The organism is Aureimonas frigidaquae (assembly GCF_001463905.1).
Classification (GTDB): Bacteria; Pseudomonadota; Alphaproteobacteria; order Rhizobiales; family Rhizobiaceae; genus Aureimonas; species Aureimonas frigidaquae.
In genome coordinates, this window is sequence record NZ_BBWR01000005.1 from 58,302 (window position 1) to 73,019 (window position 14,718).

Consider the following 14,718-nt stretch of genomic DNA (forward strand, 5'->3'; position numbering starts at 1 on the left):
CTGGATACTCCACGTCTCGATCCACGCCTAATGGCCAAGGATCAAATATATATACGTAGACGTATATAGGAATATCGGTCGTTTGCCTATGGCATTCGATCAGTGCGTGTCGACGGCACGGGCCGGATCAGAGGCAGAAGCCGAAGGCTGCGCTGGTCCAGATGGACAGGCCCTGCATGTCCCACAGCCAGAGCCCCGCAACGAGGATCGCGGCGATGGCGGCGCCGGTGGCAAGATCCTGGCGCAGGCTCATGCGGGCGCTCCCGCCAGCTGGACCGGCCGATCCTTGATGGGCAGGTTGACGATGCCGGCCAGAAGGCCGAGCCCGATGGAGATCTGCCAGGCCAGATCGTAGGAGCCGCTCGCTTCGAAGAAGCGGCCGGCCAGCCAGGCGCCGAAGAAGCCGCCGACCTGATGGCTCATGAAGACGATGCCGAAGAGCGTCGCCAGGTAGCGCACGCCGAAGATCTGGCCGACCAGCCCACTCGTCAAAGGCACGGTGCCGAGCCAGAGAAAGCCGATCGCACAGGCAAACAGCGTGGCGCTGAGGGGCGAGAACGGCACCAGCAGGAACAGGATGATGGCGCCGGACCGCGCGAAATACAGCGCCGACAGGACGTATTTTTTGCGCAACCGGTCGGCCAGCCGCCCGAAGGCGAAGGACCCGAAGATGTTGAAGAGGCCGATCAGCGCCAGGGCCCGGGCCCCGATTTCCGGTGAGAGCCCCTGATCGGACAGGAAGGCCGGCAGGTGGGTCGAGATGAAGGCGACATGGAAGCCGCAAACGAAAAAGCCGATATTGAGAAGCCAGTAGCCCGGGTGGCGCGAAGCCTGCGACAGGGCGGCGCGCAGGCTCTGCTCCATGCCCGGCCGCGCCAGCCCGTCACGCGGCAGACCGGCGATGCCGCGGGCCAGGAAGACGATCGCCAGACTGGCCGCTGCGGCCAGAAGCATCGTCTCGCGCCAGCCGAAGCTGCCGATGAGACCCTGTGTTAGCGGCACCAGGAAGAACTGGCCGAAGGAACCGCCTGCCGTGGCGATGCCGATGGCCGTCCCGCGCTGCTCGGCCGGCACGGCGCGGCCAACGGCCCCGAGCACCACCACGAAGGTGATGCCCGTCATGGCAAAGCCTGCCAGAAAGCCGAGCGAGATGTTGATGCCGATTGCGCTGGAGGCACCGGCGGTAAGCGCGAGCGCCGCGCAGTAGATGAGTGCGCCGACCGCCGCGACACGGCCCGAGCCGTGCTTGTCGGCAAGGGCGCCGACAAAGGGCTGCGCCAGGCCGAGAATCAGCGTCTGCACGGCAATCGCCAGGCCGAACGCTTCCCGGCTGACGCCGAGTTCCAGTTCGATGGGCCGCATATACAGTCCGAGCGACTGGCGGATTCCCATGGACAGGGTGACGATCGCCGCGCCGCAGGCCAGGACGATAGCCGGCCGGGCATAGCCGTACCGGACGGGACTCAGCATGATCGATCACCTCGCATCTTGCCGCCTGGCGGCAAGGTGCGAAGCTAAAGGATCGCGCGGCCCGCTGGAAGCCCTCAGGCTGCGGTGACTGCCTGCCGGTGGGCCGTATGGATCTCGGTGACGAGGGCGGGCGGCAACTGCAAGCCCTGGGCGAGCGCGTCGAGGTAGCGGCGCTCGGCATCGTTGTCGGCGTCGATCACCATGACCGAGGCGACATAGACCTCGACGGCCATTTCGGGCGTGCGCGACATGGCCGCCAGATCCGCGATCGGCATGGGGCGCCGCAGCTCGTCCATGACCAGCGCCTTCTCTTCGGCGTCGAGGTCGAGCGAATCCATCTTGCCGAAGATGGCGTCTTCTTCCGCCGCATCGATGCTGCCATCCGCCTTGGCGGCGGCGATCATCGCCGACAGGAGAAGCCGCGCATGCTCCTGTTCCTCGCCCGGAGGCGGGGCGAAGGCGGTATCGGAGGCGTCGGGAATTTCCTGCGGGGCGATCCTTTGTGCGGCACCGGCGCCCTGCTGCTGCGCCTGGTAGTTCTGCCACGCCTTGTATCCAAGGCCCGCCACGAGCGCGAGCCCGCCGAGCTTCAAGGCCGAGCCGCCGAGCTTCTTGGCGCCCTTGCCGCGCAGGAGGTAGGATGCGAGCCCGCCGGCGACCATCGGCCCGAGCGCCCCGCCAAGGCCGCCGCCCGATCCGCCGCCCAGAACGCTGCCGAGCCCGCCGCCGAAGCCGCCGCTCGATCCCCCGCGGCTGCCGCCGCGTCCATTGCCGAGGAGACCGCCGACCAGATCGCCGAGCTGGCCCTCCAGCCCGCCGCCGGAACTCCGGCCATCGCCGAGCGGAGCGCCCTGGCCCCGCCCGCTCTGGCCAAATCCGCCCTGGCCTCGCCCGCTTTGGCCCTGCGTCCCGAGAAACTGGTCAAGAAGCTTGCGCGCATCGATCATGGGTCCGGCCCTTCCGTTTTTCGCTGGAAGCGAAAATGGTGGCCGGGCCGGCCTTGGCAAGGCGGGCTCAGTCCCGCGTCTGGAAAAGCGGCTCGAGGGCGTGGCGCTTGAGAAGGGGGATCTGCAGGAGCATGAAGACGATGGTGATGGGCATGGTGCCCCAGACCTTGAAGGCGACCCAGAAATCGGTCGAGAAAAGGCGCCACACGACCTCGTTGAGGATGGCCAGGAAGACGAAGAACAGGCCCCAGCGCAGGGTCAGCTTGCGCCAGCCGGCATCGTCCAGCTTGAAGGCCTGGTCGAAGACATAGCCGAGCAGCGGCTTGCCGAAGGCGAGGCCGCCCAGTAGCACGGCGGCAAACAGCCCGTTGACGATGGTCGGCTTCATCTTGATGAAGACCTCGTCCTGCAGCCACAGCGTCAGCCCGCCGAACACCACCACGACGGCCCCCGATACGATGGGCATGAGGGGCAGGGTGCGCGTCATCGCCCAGGACACGGCGAGCGACAGGAGCGTCGCCAGCATGAAGAGCGCGGTGGCCACGAAGAGCGGGCCGCCCAGGGCACCCAAGGCCGGCACGGCCTCCACGATCGCCGCGCCGCGTGTGTTGGCAAAGAAGAAGACCAGGAGCGGACCGAGTTCGAGGACGAACTTGGCGACCGGGTTCATCTCCTTGCGGGCGGGCGCGTTGGGCGCTTCCTCGATGATCCGCTCGTTCATGTCAGCAACTCCGTGTCGGCCGCCGGTGCCGGCGGCGGGATAGTCGGTTCAGCCGGCCCGTCCGGCGATCGCCTGAGCAAAGTCCCGGGCCTTGAACGGTTCGAGATCGTCGATGCCTTCGCCGACGCCGATGAAGTAGACCGGCAGTGCATGGCGCGTGGCGATCGCCACCAGGATACCGCCCCGTGCCGTACCGTCCAGCTTGGTCATGACGAGGCCGTTGACGCCCGCCACGTTCCGGAATATTTCCACCTGGCTCATGGCGTTCTGGCCGGTCGTGGCATCCAGCGTCTGGAGCACGGTGTGGGGCGCATCCGGCGCGCGCTTGCGCAGCACCCGCACGATCTTTTCAAGCTCGGCCATCAATTCGGTCCGGTTCTGCAGGCGCCCGGCCGTATCGATGATCAGGACGTCCGATCCGGTGCGGACCGCCTCGTCATAGGCCTCGAAGGCAAGGCCGGCCGCATCGGCCCCGATGGGTTTGGCCACCACGGGCGAGCCGGTGCGCTCGCCCCAGATCTTGAGCTGCTCCACCGCCGCCGCGCGGAACGTATCGCCCGCGCCGAGCGTGACCTTCAGCCCGCCGCGCGTCAGCTTGGCGGCGAGCTTGCCGATCGTCGTCGTCTTGCCCGTGCCGTTCACACCCACCACCAGAATGACATGCGGGCGGACGGACAGGTCGAGTTCGAGCGGCCGGGCGACCGGCGTCAGCGCGCGCTCGACCTCTTCGGCCAGGATGGCCGTGACCGCGTCGCCGGTGACCTCCTTGCCGTAGCGCCCCTCGCGCAGGCGTTCGGTGATCCGTGTGGCCGTCTCCACGCCGAGATCGGCCTGGATCAGCACATCCTCGAAATCCTGCAGCGTGTCGTCGTCGAGCCGCCGCTTGGTGAAAAGGGAGGTGATCTGCCCGGACAACTGGCCCGACGAGCGGGCCAGCCCCTCGCGCAGGCGCTGGAACCAGCTCCGCTCCGGCTCGGCCGCCAGGGCCGCACCGGCCGCCGCTTCCCGTGCTTCGCGAAGGCGCCAGCCCTCGGGCGCCTGGCCCTCGGGTGCCGCGCCGACGGGCTCTTCGGGCTGCGGTTCGACAGGCGCGTCGAGCCAGGCGAACTCGTCCTCCCGCTCGGGCGCAAGCTCCAGATCCTCGATGGCGACCGTGTCGGCCGCCTCATCCTGCTGCGCAATCGCGTTATCGGCAGCAGGCGCAGGAGCGGGGATGGGCGCGGGCGCGGGCGCAGGCAGGTCGAGGTCGTCCGCCGGACGGCCGCCATCCTCTTCCAGGATGGTTTCCTCTGCCGGGTCCAGCATGGCCGGCTCCCCCGCCGGCGGGGTCGTATCGTCCTCGAGCCAGGCGAAATCGTCGGCAGGCTCGAGGGTGGGCGGCGCGTCGGAATTAAGGAAGGCGAAGTCGTCGTCGGCCGTTGCGTCGCTTGTGGGCGCGCCTTGCGCCAGCGGTGCAGGCGGTGCCGGGGTCGACGCTTCCGAGGTCACGGGCTCCGGCGTGTCATCGTGAAGGATGACGGGGGCTGCCTGCGGCTGCGACGAACCGGCCGGCCCGTCCGAGCCGACCGTTGCCGCGTCCGGCTGGGCCGCCACGGGCAAAGGCTGCGTCGCCGCCACCTGTTCCTCGGCAGGCGCCGGCGCCGCGGGAGCGGGCTCGTCATCCTTGCCGAAGGTGAAGATGCGGCGGAAGAAGCCTTTTTGCTCAGCCATTGAGTCTCCATTCCCGTTCATGGGGCAGTGTCGCAGGGGCCGGCGCGGCGACGAGCCGTTCGCCGTTCTGACCGGCGATGACGGTGTCCACGATCTCTCCGGGCGCGCCGAAGGGCAGTTCGACCAAGGTGAAATCTTCGGCGCGGCCGAGCCCTTCGCGCTCGACGAGGACGGACTGCTCCGTGCCGACGAGCCGTTGCAGATGGGCCCTGTGCGCCGCGTCGCCGAGCGCGCGCAGACGGGCGGCGCGCTCCTTGCCGACGGCCTTGGGCAGTTGCGGCATGCGGGCGGCCGGCGTGCCCGTGCGGGGCGAGAAGGGGAAGACGTGCAGATGCGTCAGGCCGCAGTCCTCGACGAGCGCGAGGGAGTTTTCGAACATCGCCTCCGTCTCGGTCGGGAAGCCGGCGATGATGTCCGCGCCATACACCATGTCCGGGCGGCGGGCGCGGATGTCCTGCGCGAAGCGGATGGCGTCTTCCCGGCTGTGCCGGCGCTTCATCCGCTTCAGGATCATGTTGTCGCCGGCCTGCAGGGACAGGTGCAGATGCGGCATCAGGCGGCGTTCGGAGGCGATGGCGTCGATCAAGGCGGGGTCGGCCTCGACCGAATCGATGGAGGACAGGCGCAGCCGTGGCAGGCCGGGGACATGGCGCAGGATCGACTGGACGAGATCCCCAAGACGCGGGGTCCCGGGCAGGTCCGCGCCCCAGCTCGTCATGTCGACGCCGGACAGGACGACCTCCCGATAGCCAGCATCCACCAGGCGCTTGACCTGCGTGACGGCGGCCCCCATCGGCACGGAGCGGGAATTGCCGCGGCCATACGGGATGATGCAGAAGGTGCAGCGATGATCGCAGCCGTTCTGCACCTGCACGATGGCGCGGGCCCGGCCCTCGATCGCATCGACCATGTGGCCGGCGGTCTCCCGCACGCTCATGATGTCGTTGACGCGGATCTTCTCCTCTGCCGCGACGCCGAAATCCGGCAGGTCGCGATAGGACTGGGCCTTCAACTTGTCGTCATTGCCGATGACGGCGTCCACCTCCGCCATGCGGGCGAAGACGGCGCCCTCGGTCTGGGCCGCGCAACCGGTGACGATGATGCGGGCGTCCGGATTGTCGCGGCGGGCGCGGCGCACCGCCTGGCGTGCCTGCCGCACCGCCTCGGCCGTGACGGCGCAGGTGTTGACGATGACCGCCGTCTCCGCGCCGCCCAGCCCGGCGGCGGCGGCCTCGCGCTTCATGACCTCCGCCTCGTAGGTGTTGAGGCGGCAGCCGAAGGAAATCACTTCGATGCCCCGGGGCGCGTCCGTCATGCCGCCGCCCCTGCATCCTGGATGCGCTCGAAGGCACCCGTGGCGGGATCGAGCCGGCCGGACCATTCGTACTCGGCCGGGCCGGTCATCATGACGTGATCGTCGTCCCGCCATTCGATGATGAGATCGCCGCCGGGCACGGTGACCGTCAGCCGACGCTCGGTGCGGCCGGTGCGGGCGGCCAGGACGCCGGCAGCACAGGCGGCCGAGCCGCAGGCGCGCGTCAGCCCGACGCCGCGCTCGAAGGTGCGCATGACGAGCCGCGTCGGCCCGGCCACGCTGGCGATGCTAATATTGGCGCGGTCGGGGAAGAGCGGGTGGTGTTCCAGCTCGGCGCCCCAGCGCGCAAGGTCGATCGACCAGACATCCGCCTGCACGAAGAAGACCGCATGCGGATTGCCCATCGATGCGAGCGCCGGGGCGGACAGGACGGGTGCGTCCTGCGGCCCGCACGCGACGGGCGCGGCGTCCGTGTCCGCTACAGGGTGCGCCAGGGGGATATGCGCCCAGTCGAAGCGCGGAACGCCCATGTCGACGCTGATCACCCCGGTCGGCAGTTCCCGCGCCTCGACGGTGCCGTAGCGCATCTCGAAAGAGAATTCCTGTGCGCCGCTGTCGAGGCTCAGGTAACGCACCACGCAGCGGGTCCCGTTGCCGCAGGCCCCCGCCTCGCTCCCATCGGTGTTGAGGATGCGGATACGGGCCGTGCTGCCGGGACGCTCGGGATCGTGGATCGCCATGATCTGGTCGAAGCGCGTCAGCGGGTCTGCCGCCAGGGCGATGGCCGCCTCCGGCAGGATACGGTCTGCACGGCCACGCATGTCGGCAACGAGAATCTCGTTGCCGAGCCCGTTCATGCGCGCGAAGGGAACGTCCGGTGTCATGCGGGCTATATGCCGCTTTTCCATCGCCATTGCCAGACATGCCACCGGGCTCGGCCCTTCGGGGTGCGAGCTGGTTGGGGTTCACTTCTCCCAGTCGGTGCCCACCGGCTCGCGGTCGAGGCGCTTGCCCTGCTGCTCGATGTCGCGCATCTCGGCCCGGTCGTCGCTGTCGAGCCCCTCCGGGCGGCTCTGCGCGCTGTCGACCGGCGTCAGCGCCAGCCGGAAGTTGATCGGAAAATGGTCGGAACCTGCGGCGTCCATCCGGCGGATCGAGATCAGGCGGAAGCGGGCGTCGTGGAACAGATGGTCGAGCGGCCAGCGGATGAAGGCGTAGCGGGCATCGAAAGTGGAATAGAAGCCGCGCCCGACGCGCGGGTCGAGCAGGCCGGAAATGCGCTGGAAGAGCCGCGTCGTATGCGACCAGGCGACATCGTTGAGATCGCCCGTCACGATCGAGGGCAGCGTTTCGTCCCGCACGAGCTTGGCGACCGCCACCAGCTCGGCATCCCGTCCCACCGAGTCGGAGGTCGGCACCGGTGGCTCGGGATGCACGCAGAACAGCCGGAACGGTTGTCCGTCCCGCAGCGTCACCCGCGCGGTGATTGATGGAATGCCCTCCATCACCAGCTCGCGCACGGCGACATCGTCCAGCGGCAGCCGCGAGAAGAGGATCATGCCATAGCTGTTTTCCAGCGGGCAGGCGACGACGTGCGGATAGGTCTCACGCAGGGGAGAGAGCTCCTCGACCCAGCGCGCATCGGTTTCCATGAAGACGGCCAGGTCCGCATCGGCCTGGCGCGCCACGGCGCGCACGCCGGCATAGTCGGCATTGGACTGCTTGATGTTGAAGGACAGGATCGAGAGCGTGTCCGGCCCGTCGGGGTCACCGTCATGATCCATGGACTGGGTCTTGCGGAGCCGCGTGAACTGGACGATCGGCACGGCCTGGGCAATCGCCACGACGATGAGGCAGAGCGCGGTTCCCATGGCGAGCCATCCGCCCTCTGCCAGGAGCAGCGTCACGGCCAGGAGGATGAGCGTGACGGCCAGGATCTGCAGCCTGGGAAAGGAAAAGACGCGCACCATGCCGTGCGCTACGCTGATGAAGGACAGGACCGTGGCCGCCGCCAGAAGCGCCGCCAGTGCGGCAAGGACGATACCCCAGCTCATCGGCGCGGCGCCCCGTTATCATGTCGATCTTTCATATCGTCCCTCATCAGCGGACATGGGCGTCCGATCCCCTTGGGTTGACAAGTAGGCGGCGGCGCGCATAAAGCATCCCCGATCCGCGACAGTTTCGTCCGCGAGCAACCGACCGTGCCCCTTGCCTCGGCAAGCCGCCCGGAGGTCACCATCCGCCAGCGAGTGTCGCCCGCGGATGCGTTTCCATTTGGACGCTCGGGTTGGCACGGTCGCATCCCGTCCCCATTCTTTCGTGTGGCGTCGTGCCGGACGAGCCGAATGGAAAGGTAACCGATGTTCGATTCTCTCCAGGACCGCCTGGGCTCCATACTGAACGGCCTGACCGGCCGTGGCGCCTTGTCCGACAAGGACGTGGCGGCAGCGCTGCGCGAAGTTCGCCGCGCGCTGCTGGAAGCCGACGTCGCCCTGGAGGTGGTGCGCGATTTCACCGACCGCGTCCGCGAGAAGGCCGTCGGCGCGCAGATCATCAAGTCGATCAAACCCGGGCAGATGGTGGTCAAGCTCGTCCATGACGAGCTGGTCGCGACGCTCGGCTCCGAGCAGGTATCCATCGATCTGAACGCGCCGGCGCCCGTCACCATCATGATGGTGGGCCTGCAGGGCTCGGGCAAGACGACGACGACGGGCAAGATCGCCAAGCGCCTGACCGAGCGCCAGCGCAAGAAAGTGCTGATGGCCTCGCTCGACACGCGGCGCCCGGCCGCGCAGGAGCAGCTCCGCGTGCTCGGCGAGCAGACCGGCGTTGCCACCTTGCCGATCATCGCCGGCCAGGGGCCGGTGGAGATCGCCTCCCGCGCCACCCAGGCGGCGCGGCTCGGCGGCTATGACGTCCTGATCCTCGACACGGCCGGCCGGACGCATATCGACGAGCCGCTCATGGTCGAGATGGCCGAGATCAAGGCGCGCACCGCGCCGCACGAGATCCTTCTCGTCGCCGATTCGCTGACCGGCCAGGACGCGGTGAACCTGGCGCGCTCCTTCGACGAGCGCGTCGGCATTTCGGGCATCGTGCTGACGCGCGTGGATGGCGACGGGCGCGGCGGCGCCGCCCTGTCCATGCGGGCCGTCACCGGCAAGCCGATCAAGCTGATCGGCGTTGGCGAAAAGATGGACGCCCTGGAGGAGTTCCATCCGGGCCGCATCGCCGACCGCATCCTCGGCATGGGAGACATCGTCTCCCTGGTCGAGAAGGCGGCCGAGAACATCGACGCGGAAAAGGCCGCGGCGATGGCGCAGAAGATGCGCTCGGGCAAGTTCGACCTGAACGACCTGGCCGACCAGATCCGCCAGATGCAGAAGATGGGCGGCATGGGCGGCCTGATGGGCATGATGCCGGGCATGGGCAAGGTGCGCGACCAGGTCGCCGCCGCCGGCCTCGACGACCGGCTGTTGAAGCGCCAGCTCGCCATCATCTCGTCCATGACGGCTGCCGAGCGCGCCAATCCCGACCTTCTGAAGCACAGCCGCAAGAAGCGCATCGCCTCCGGCTCGGGCACGGATGCGGCCGACATCAACAAGCTGCTCAAGATGCACCGCCAGATGGCCGACATGATGAAGTCGGTCGGCAAGGGCAAGGGCGGCGGCATGATGGGCAAGCTCATGGGCGGCCTCGGCGCCAAGCTGGGCCTGCCGGGCGGTGGCATGCCGGACCTGTCCAAGATGGACCCCAAGGAAATCGAGAAGATGGCCAAGGCCATGGAAGGCGCGGGACTCGGCAACCTGCCGGGCAAGCTGCCGCCTGGCCTTGGCGGCGGCCTGCCGGGACTGGGCTCGGGTCTGCCCGGCCTGCCCGGTCTGCCCCGCAAGAAGTAGCGGCGCGGCGCGCCGTCCGCACCGACCCACATCCGATCAACACAGCCATGGATGGGCGCCGCAAAGCGCCCCACGACACCACGAAAGGAACAGAATATGGCTCTGAAACTGCGTCTCGCCCGTGCCGGGTCCAAGAAGCGCCCCTACTACCACATCGTCGTCGCCGACGCGCGCTCCCCGCGTGACGGCCGCTTCGTCGAGGCGGTCGGCGCCTGGAACCCGATGCTGCCGAAGGATGCCGAGCGCGTGACGCTCAAGGAAGACCGCATCAAGCATTGGCTGGGCGAGGGTGCGCAGCCGACCGACCGCGTCCTGCGTTTCCTGGACAAGGCCGGCCTGGCCACCCGCCCCACGCGCGCCAACCCGACCAAGGGCCAGCCGGGCAAGAAGGCCCAGGAGCGTGAAGCCGAGCGTCTCCAGCGCGAGGAAGCGGCTGCCAAGGCCGCGGCCGAAGCCGCTGCCAAGCCGGAAGCGACCGAGGCCGCCGAAGCCGAATAAGGCTTCGCCCGACGATTGGACGGGCCCGCCGAAAGGCGGGTCGGACCGGGCGGCATGTCGCATGCCGCCCGTTCGCATATGGGGCCATCGGGCCGATACGGCCCTGGCCCGGCGCGCCAGGCCGAAGAAAGGACGTCAGGATGATCGATCCCACAGAACCCGTCCTTTTGGGCGTGATTGGCGGCGCGCATGGCATACGCGGCGAATGCCGCGTCAAGAGCTACACGGAAGATCCGGAGGATCTCGGCGCCTATGGCCCCCTGAAGGACGCCCGCGGCCGCGTCTTCACGGTCCTGTCCGCGCGCCTGCAGAAGAATGTCGTGGTCGTCCGCTTCCGCGAGGTGACGGATCGCAACGCGGCGGAGGCCCTGAACGGGACCGAACTCTTCATCGACCGCGCGCACCTGCCGGACGATGGCGAGGATTTCTACCAGGCCGATCTGATCGGCCTGGATGCCCGGAGCACCGAGGGCGAGCTGCTCGGCGAGATCATCGCCTTCCACAATTTCGGCGCAGGCGACATACTGGAAATCCGATCCGCCGCCGGGGGGACCGTCATGATTCCCTTCACGCAGGCCGCCGTTCCGGACATCGATCTGGAACTCGGCGCGATCACGGTGGAGCCGGTGGCCGCCGGCCTGAAGGACGCCGTCGAAGCGCGGCCCGAGCCGGGCGAAGAGGAGGGTGGGGCGTGATCATCGTATCGGGAATTCTGCGCCTGAACCCGGGCGCGGTCGATCATCTGCGCGGTGACATGCAGGCGTTGATCAAGGCCACCCGCCAGGAGCCGGGCTGCATCCTCTACGCCTTTGCCGAGGATGTGATCGAGCCGGGCCTGATCCGCATCTACGAGGAGTGGGACAGCCGCGAGGCGCTCGCCACGCATGGGCGCGCCGACCATGTCGGGGCCTGGCACGCGGCACTGGCGCATCATGAAGTGCTGGAGTTGCGCCTCGTCTCGACCGAGGCCGGCGAAATCCTGCCGCTGAACTGAGCCGACCATGCCCTTCCGCGCCTCCGTCGTCACGCTCTATCCGGACATGTTTCCCGGTCCGCTCGGCCATTCGCTGGCCGGCCGGGCGCTTGAACGCGGCGACTGGACGCTGGATACGACCCATATCCGCCTGTTCGGCGAGGGGCGGCACCGCACGGTCGACGACACGCCCGCCGGCGGATCGGCCGGCATGGTGCTGCGGGCCGATGTCCTGTCGCGCGCCATCGATGCGGCTTCGCCGCCGGGCGACGACAGGCCCCGCCTCCTGATGTCCCCGCGCGGCGAACCGCTGACCCAGCCGCTGGTCCGGGCCCTGTCGGCCGAACCGGGCCTCGTCATCGTGTGCGGGCGCTTCGAGGGTGTGGACGAGCGCGTCATCGAAGGGCGCGCGCTGCGGGAGGTTTCGGTCGGCGACTATATCCTGTCGGGCGGAGAGGCCGGGGCGCTGGTCCTTCTGGATGCGGTGGTGCGGCTTCTTCCCGGTGTCATGGGCAATGCGCAGTCCGGCACCTGCGAGAGTTTCGAAGACGGGCTCCTGGAGCATCCGCATTATACCCGCCCGCCGGTCTGGGAAGGCCGGGCGATCCCGGATGTCCTGACCTCCGGCGATCATGGCGCCGTCGACAGATGGCGCCGGCAGGAGGCCGAGCGCATCACCCGGGAGCGCCGTCCGGACCTGATGGCCCGGCTCGCGCGCGACACGGATGGATGACGCTGCGATTCTGCCTGTGCGCCGGCTCGACATGGCGCGGCGGCTGGTGTAAGAGCGCGCGTGATTTCCTCACAAAAACCTGACCGTTTCGACGGCCATGACCGGCGGGTACGTCCGGCATGAAATCAAGAGAGGCATCCAGATGGATATCATTTCCGAGCTGAACGCGGCGGAAGTCGCGCGTATTTCCGCCATCCGCACCCTTCCCGCCTTTTCGCCCGGCGACACGGTCCGCGTGAACGTGCGCGTCACGGAAGGCACCCGGACCCGCGTCCAGGCTTATGAGGGCGTCGTCATCGCCCGCTCCGGCGCCGGCCTGCAGGAAAACTTCACCGTTCGCAAGATTTCCTACGGCGAGGGCGTGGAGCGTGTGTTCCCGGTCTTTTCGCCGCTCGTCGAGTCGGTCGAGGTCGTGCGCCGTGGCCGCGTGCGCCGCGCCAAGCTCTATTACCTGCGCGATCGCCGCGGCAAGTCGGCCCGTATCGTCGAGGCGACCAACGCCCGCGCGCGTAAGCTGAACGACGGCGCGCGTGCCGCTGCCGCCGAGGATCGCGCCCGCGCCGACGCCGCCAAGGCCCAGGCCAAGACCGACGCCGCGGAGTAATCCGCCCGCCGACACGGCAACAGAATGCAAAGGGCGGCCCTCGGGTCGCCCTTTCCGTTTGCGGCGCTGACGGGCCCGCTTGTAACCGTTCTACGCTGTTGGTATTTTCTCAAGTATGGACATGCGGCACGACACCGGAAACATCCGCCTGCCGACCACGCTGGGCTATTCCCCGCTGGACGATCGCGCACGCATGCCCGGCCGCTTCTTCTACCGGCAGATCTCCGCCACATACCTTCGGGGCTGATGCAGCCGGGCCGGCCAGGCCCGCGTGCCGCGATACGATCCCATGCCCCGCCAGGCCGTGACCTGTGGGCGACAGCTTCGGACAATACGATCATGAACGCCAAGCCGCGTACACTCTATGACAAGATCTGGGACGATCACCTGATCGAGACCCTGCCCGGCGGAGCCGGCCTCCTCTATATCGACCGTCACCTCGTCCATGAGGTGACGAGCCCGCAGGCCTTCGAGGGTCTGCGCATGGCCGGGCGCAAGGTGCGCCAGCCCGAGCGCACGCTCGCGGTCGTCGATCACAATGTCCCCACCAGTGACCGGAGCCTCGGCATCGCCGATGCGGAAAGCCGCATCCAGGTGGAGGCGCTGGCCCGCAACGCCGCCGAATTCGGCGTCGAATATTTCAACGAGGTCGATCGTCGCCAGGGCATCGTGCACATTATCGGCCCGGAACAGGGCTTCACCCTGCCGGGCATGACGATCGTCTGCGGCGACAGCCACACCTCGACCCACGGGGCCTTCGGCGCGCTGGCGCATGGCATCGGCACGTCCGAGGTCGAGCATGTCCTGGCCACGCAGACGCTGATCCAGAACAAGGCCCGCAACATGCTGGTCGAGGTGAGCGGCACGGCGCCGGCCGGCGTGACAGCCAAGGACATCATCCTCGCCATCATCGGAGAGATCGGGACCGCCGGCGGCACCGGCTACGTGATCGAATATGCCGGCGAGGCGATCCGCGCGCTGTCGATGGAAGGCCGCATGACGGTCTGCAACATGTCGATCGAGGGCGGCGCCCGCGCCGGACTGATCGCCCCGGACGACACGACTTTCCGCTACATTGAAGGCCGTCCCCGCGCGCCGCAGGGCGCCGCCTTCGACAAGGCGGTGGACTACTGGCGCACGCTCCATTCGGACGAGGGCGCCCATTTCGACAAGATCGTGCGCCTGGATGCCGCATCGCTCCCGCCCATCGTCACCTGGGGGTCCAGCCCGGAGGATGTCGTCGCGGTCACGGGCGTCGTCCCCGATCCGGACGACATCGCCGACGAGGCCAAGCGCGCCACCAAGCGCCGCGCTCTGGACTATATGGGGCTGACGCCCGGAACCCCGATGACCGACATCGCCATCGACCGGGTCTTCATCGGCTCCTGCACCAATGGCCGGATCGAGGATCTGCGCGAGGTGGCCAAGGTGGTCGAGGGGCGCCGGATCAATGCGCGCGTGTCCGGCATGATCGTGCCCGGCTCCGGCCTGGTGAAGGCGCAGGCCGAAGCCGAAGGCCTCGACCGGATCTTCATCGAGGCCGGTTTCGACTGGCGCGAGCCTGGATGCTCCATGTGCCTCGGCATGAATGCCGACCGGCTGAAGCCGAACGAGCGCTGCGCCTCCACCTCGAATCGCAATTTCGAGGGGCGTCAGGGCTTCAAGGGCCGGACTCATCTCGTCTCGCCCGCCATGGCGGCGGCGGCGGCGATCGCCGGTCACTTCGTCGATATCCGCCAGTTCGTCTGACGGTCAGGCAGAGTGGGCAAAGGGGGCGGGCGCAGCGCGCCGGCTCCCTTTGGCCCTCCGCCGGCACCCCCCGCTTGTCAGGGCCGGCGGAATTGGGCA

At 68.4% G+C, this 14,718-nt stretch carries 15 protein-coding genes and 1 pseudogene; 8 read left to right on the forward strand and 8 right to left on the reverse strand.

Features of this window, described 5'->3' with window-relative positions:
* Positions 1-127 precede the first annotated feature (127 nt).
* The 8 genes from AUL30_RS20195 to AUL30_RS05760 form a co-directional block, all read right to left on the reverse strand.
* Complete coding sequence (locus tag AUL30_RS20195) at positions 128-253, reverse strand: hypothetical protein (protein WP_280137387.1); 126 nt, start codon at positions 251-253, stop codon at positions 128-130.
* The gene (locus AUL30_RS05730; protein ID WP_062226911.1) at positions 250-1,470 is read right to left on the reverse strand and encodes an MFS transporter; all 1,221 of its coding nucleotides are present in this window, start codon (positions 1,468-1,470) and stop codon (positions 250-252) included. Before AUL30_RS05730 ends, AUL30_RS20195 begins: the two co-directional genes overlap by 4 nt.
* 74 nt (positions 1,471-1,544) lie before the next feature.
* Positions 1,545-2,417 carry a tellurite resistance TerB family protein gene (locus AUL30_RS05735; protein WP_062226912.1) on the reverse strand — a complete coding sequence of 291 codons (873 nt, stop codon included), beginning with the start codon at positions 2,415-2,417 and terminating at the stop codon, positions 1,545-1,547.
* A 67-nt stretch (positions 2,418-2,484) separates the two neighbouring features.
* Positions 2,485-3,138 carry a septation protein A gene (locus tag AUL30_RS05740; RefSeq protein ID WP_062226913.1) on the reverse strand — a complete coding sequence of 218 codons (654 nt, stop codon included), beginning with the start codon at positions 3,136-3,138 and terminating at the stop codon, positions 2,485-2,487.
* Between the two features lie 48 nt (positions 3,139-3,186).
* Positions 3,187-4,848 (reverse strand): signal recognition particle-docking protein FtsY, encoded by a 1,662-nt coding sequence (gene ftsY / locus AUL30_RS05745; protein ID WP_062226914.1) that lies wholly within the window; start codon positions 4,846-4,848, stop codon positions 3,187-3,189.
* Positions 4,841-6,163 (reverse strand): tRNA (N(6)-L-threonylcarbamoyladenosine(37)-C(2))-methylthiotransferase MtaB, encoded by a 1,323-nt coding sequence (mtaB, locus tag AUL30_RS05750; protein WP_062226915.1) that lies wholly within the window; start codon positions 6,161-6,163, stop codon positions 4,841-4,843. The genes ftsY and mtaB overlap by 8 nt, the downstream gene beginning before the upstream one ends.
* Positions 6,160-7,047 (reverse strand): diaminopimelate epimerase, encoded by an 888-nt coding sequence (gene dapF, locus AUL30_RS05755; RefSeq protein ID WP_062226916.1) that lies wholly within the window; start codon positions 7,045-7,047, stop codon positions 6,160-6,162. Before dapF ends, mtaB begins: the two co-directional genes overlap by 4 nt.
* An 81-nt stretch (positions 7,048-7,128) precedes the next feature.
* A complete protein-coding gene (locus AUL30_RS05760) occupies positions 7,129-8,217 on the reverse strand; it encodes an endonuclease/exonuclease/phosphatase family protein (protein WP_062226917.1) in 1,089 nt (362 codons plus the stop codon).
* Between the two features lie 306 nt (positions 8,218-8,523).
* On the opposite strand from AUL30_RS05760, the gene ffh reads away from it, so the two are divergent.
* From ffh to leuC, 8 genes and pseudogenes are all read left to right on the forward strand, one after another.
* Positions 8,524-10,062 carry a signal recognition particle protein gene (gene ffh / locus AUL30_RS05765; protein ID WP_062226918.1) on the forward strand — a complete coding sequence of 513 codons (1,539 nt, stop codon included), beginning with the start codon at positions 8,524-8,526 and terminating at the stop codon, positions 10,060-10,062.
* Positions 10,063-10,158: 96 nt separating this feature from the next.
* Positions 10,159-10,560 (forward strand): 30S ribosomal protein S16, encoded by a 402-nt coding sequence (gene rpsP / locus AUL30_RS05770; protein WP_062226919.1) that lies wholly within the window; start codon positions 10,159-10,161, stop codon positions 10,558-10,560.
* Between the two features lie 140 nt (positions 10,561-10,700).
* Complete coding sequence (gene rimM / locus AUL30_RS05775) at positions 10,701-11,255, forward strand: ribosome maturation factor RimM (RefSeq protein ID WP_062226920.1); 555 nt, start codon at positions 10,701-10,703, stop codon at positions 11,253-11,255.
* Entirely contained in the window at positions 11,252-11,554 is a 303-nt protein-coding gene (locus AUL30_RS05780) for a putative quinol monooxygenase (protein WP_062226921.1), read from the forward strand. The genes rimM and AUL30_RS05780 overlap by 4 nt, the downstream gene beginning before the upstream one ends.
* A 7-nt stretch (positions 11,555-11,561) precedes the next feature.
* Complete coding sequence (gene trmD / locus AUL30_RS05785) at positions 11,562-12,266, forward strand: tRNA (guanosine(37)-N1)-methyltransferase TrmD (RefSeq protein ID WP_062226922.1); 705 nt, start codon at positions 11,562-11,564, stop codon at positions 12,264-12,266.
* Between the two features lie 142 nt (positions 12,267-12,408).
* Positions 12,409-12,867 (forward strand): annotated as a pseudogene (rplS, locus tag AUL30_RS05790) (50S ribosomal protein L19); the annotation flags it as partial.
* A 124-nt stretch (positions 12,868-12,991) separates the two neighbouring features.
* Positions 12,992-13,117: a hypothetical protein gene (locus AUL30_RS20200; RefSeq protein WP_280137388.1), complete on the forward strand. Its 126-nt coding sequence runs from the start codon at positions 12,992-12,994 to the stop codon at positions 13,115-13,117.
* A 92-nt stretch (positions 13,118-13,209) separates the two neighbouring features.
* Positions 13,210-14,619: a 3-isopropylmalate dehydratase large subunit gene (gene leuC / locus AUL30_RS05795; RefSeq protein ID WP_062226924.1), complete on the forward strand. Its 1,410-nt coding sequence runs from the start codon at positions 13,210-13,212 to the stop codon at positions 14,617-14,619.
* The last annotated feature ends 99 nt before the right edge of the window (positions 14,620-14,718 follow it).

Excerpts from the sequence above, each read along its gene's own strand:
- AUL30_RS20195 (WP_280137387.1), bottom strand. The coding sequence starts at position 253 with ATGAGCCTGCGCCAGGATCTTGCCACCGGCGCCGCCATCGCCGCGATC.
- AUL30_RS05730 (WP_062226911.1), bottom strand. The coding sequence starts at position 1,470 with ATGCTGAGTCCCGTCCGGTACGGCTATGCCCGGCCGGCTATCGTCCTG.
- AUL30_RS05735 (WP_062226912.1), bottom strand. The coding sequence starts at position 2,417 with ATGATCGATGCGCGCAAGCTTCTTGACCAGTTTCTCGGGACGCAGGGC.
- AUL30_RS05740 (WP_062226913.1), bottom strand. The coding sequence starts at position 3,138 with ATGAACGAGCGGATCATCGAGGAAGCGCCCAACGCGCCCGCCCGCAAG.
- ftsY (WP_062226914.1), bottom strand. The coding sequence starts at position 4,848 with ATGGCTGAGCAAAAAGGCTTCTTCCGCCGCATCTTCACCTTCGGCAAG.
- mtaB (WP_062226915.1), bottom strand. The coding sequence starts at position 6,163 with ATGACGGACGCGCCCCGGGGCATCGAAGTGATTTCCTTCGGCTGCCGC.
- dapF (WP_062226916.1), bottom strand. The coding sequence starts at position 7,047 with ATGACACCGGACGTTCCCTTCGCGCGCATGAACGGGCTCGGCAACGAG.
- AUL30_RS05760 (WP_062226917.1), bottom strand. The coding sequence starts at position 8,217 with ATGAGCTGGGGTATCGTCCTTGCCGCACTGGCGGCGCTTCTGGCGGCG.
- ffh (WP_062226918.1), top strand. The coding sequence starts at position 8,524 with ATGTTCGATTCTCTCCAGGACCGCCTGGGCTCCATACTGAACGGCCTG.
- rpsP (WP_062226919.1), top strand. The coding sequence starts at position 10,159 with ATGGCTCTGAAACTGCGTCTCGCCCGTGCCGGGTCCAAGAAGCGCCCC.
- rimM (WP_062226920.1), top strand. The coding sequence starts at position 10,701 with ATGATCGATCCCACAGAACCCGTCCTTTTGGGCGTGATTGGCGGCGCG.
- trmD (WP_062226922.1), top strand. The coding sequence starts at position 11,562 with ATGCCCTTCCGCGCCTCCGTCGTCACGCTCTATCCGGACATGTTTCCC.
- AUL30_RS20200 (WP_280137388.1), top strand. The coding sequence starts at position 12,992 with ATGCGGCACGACACCGGAAACATCCGCCTGCCGACCACGCTGGGCTAT.
- leuC (WP_062226924.1), top strand. The coding sequence starts at position 13,210 with ATGAACGCCAAGCCGCGTACACTCTATGACAAGATCTGGGACGATCAC.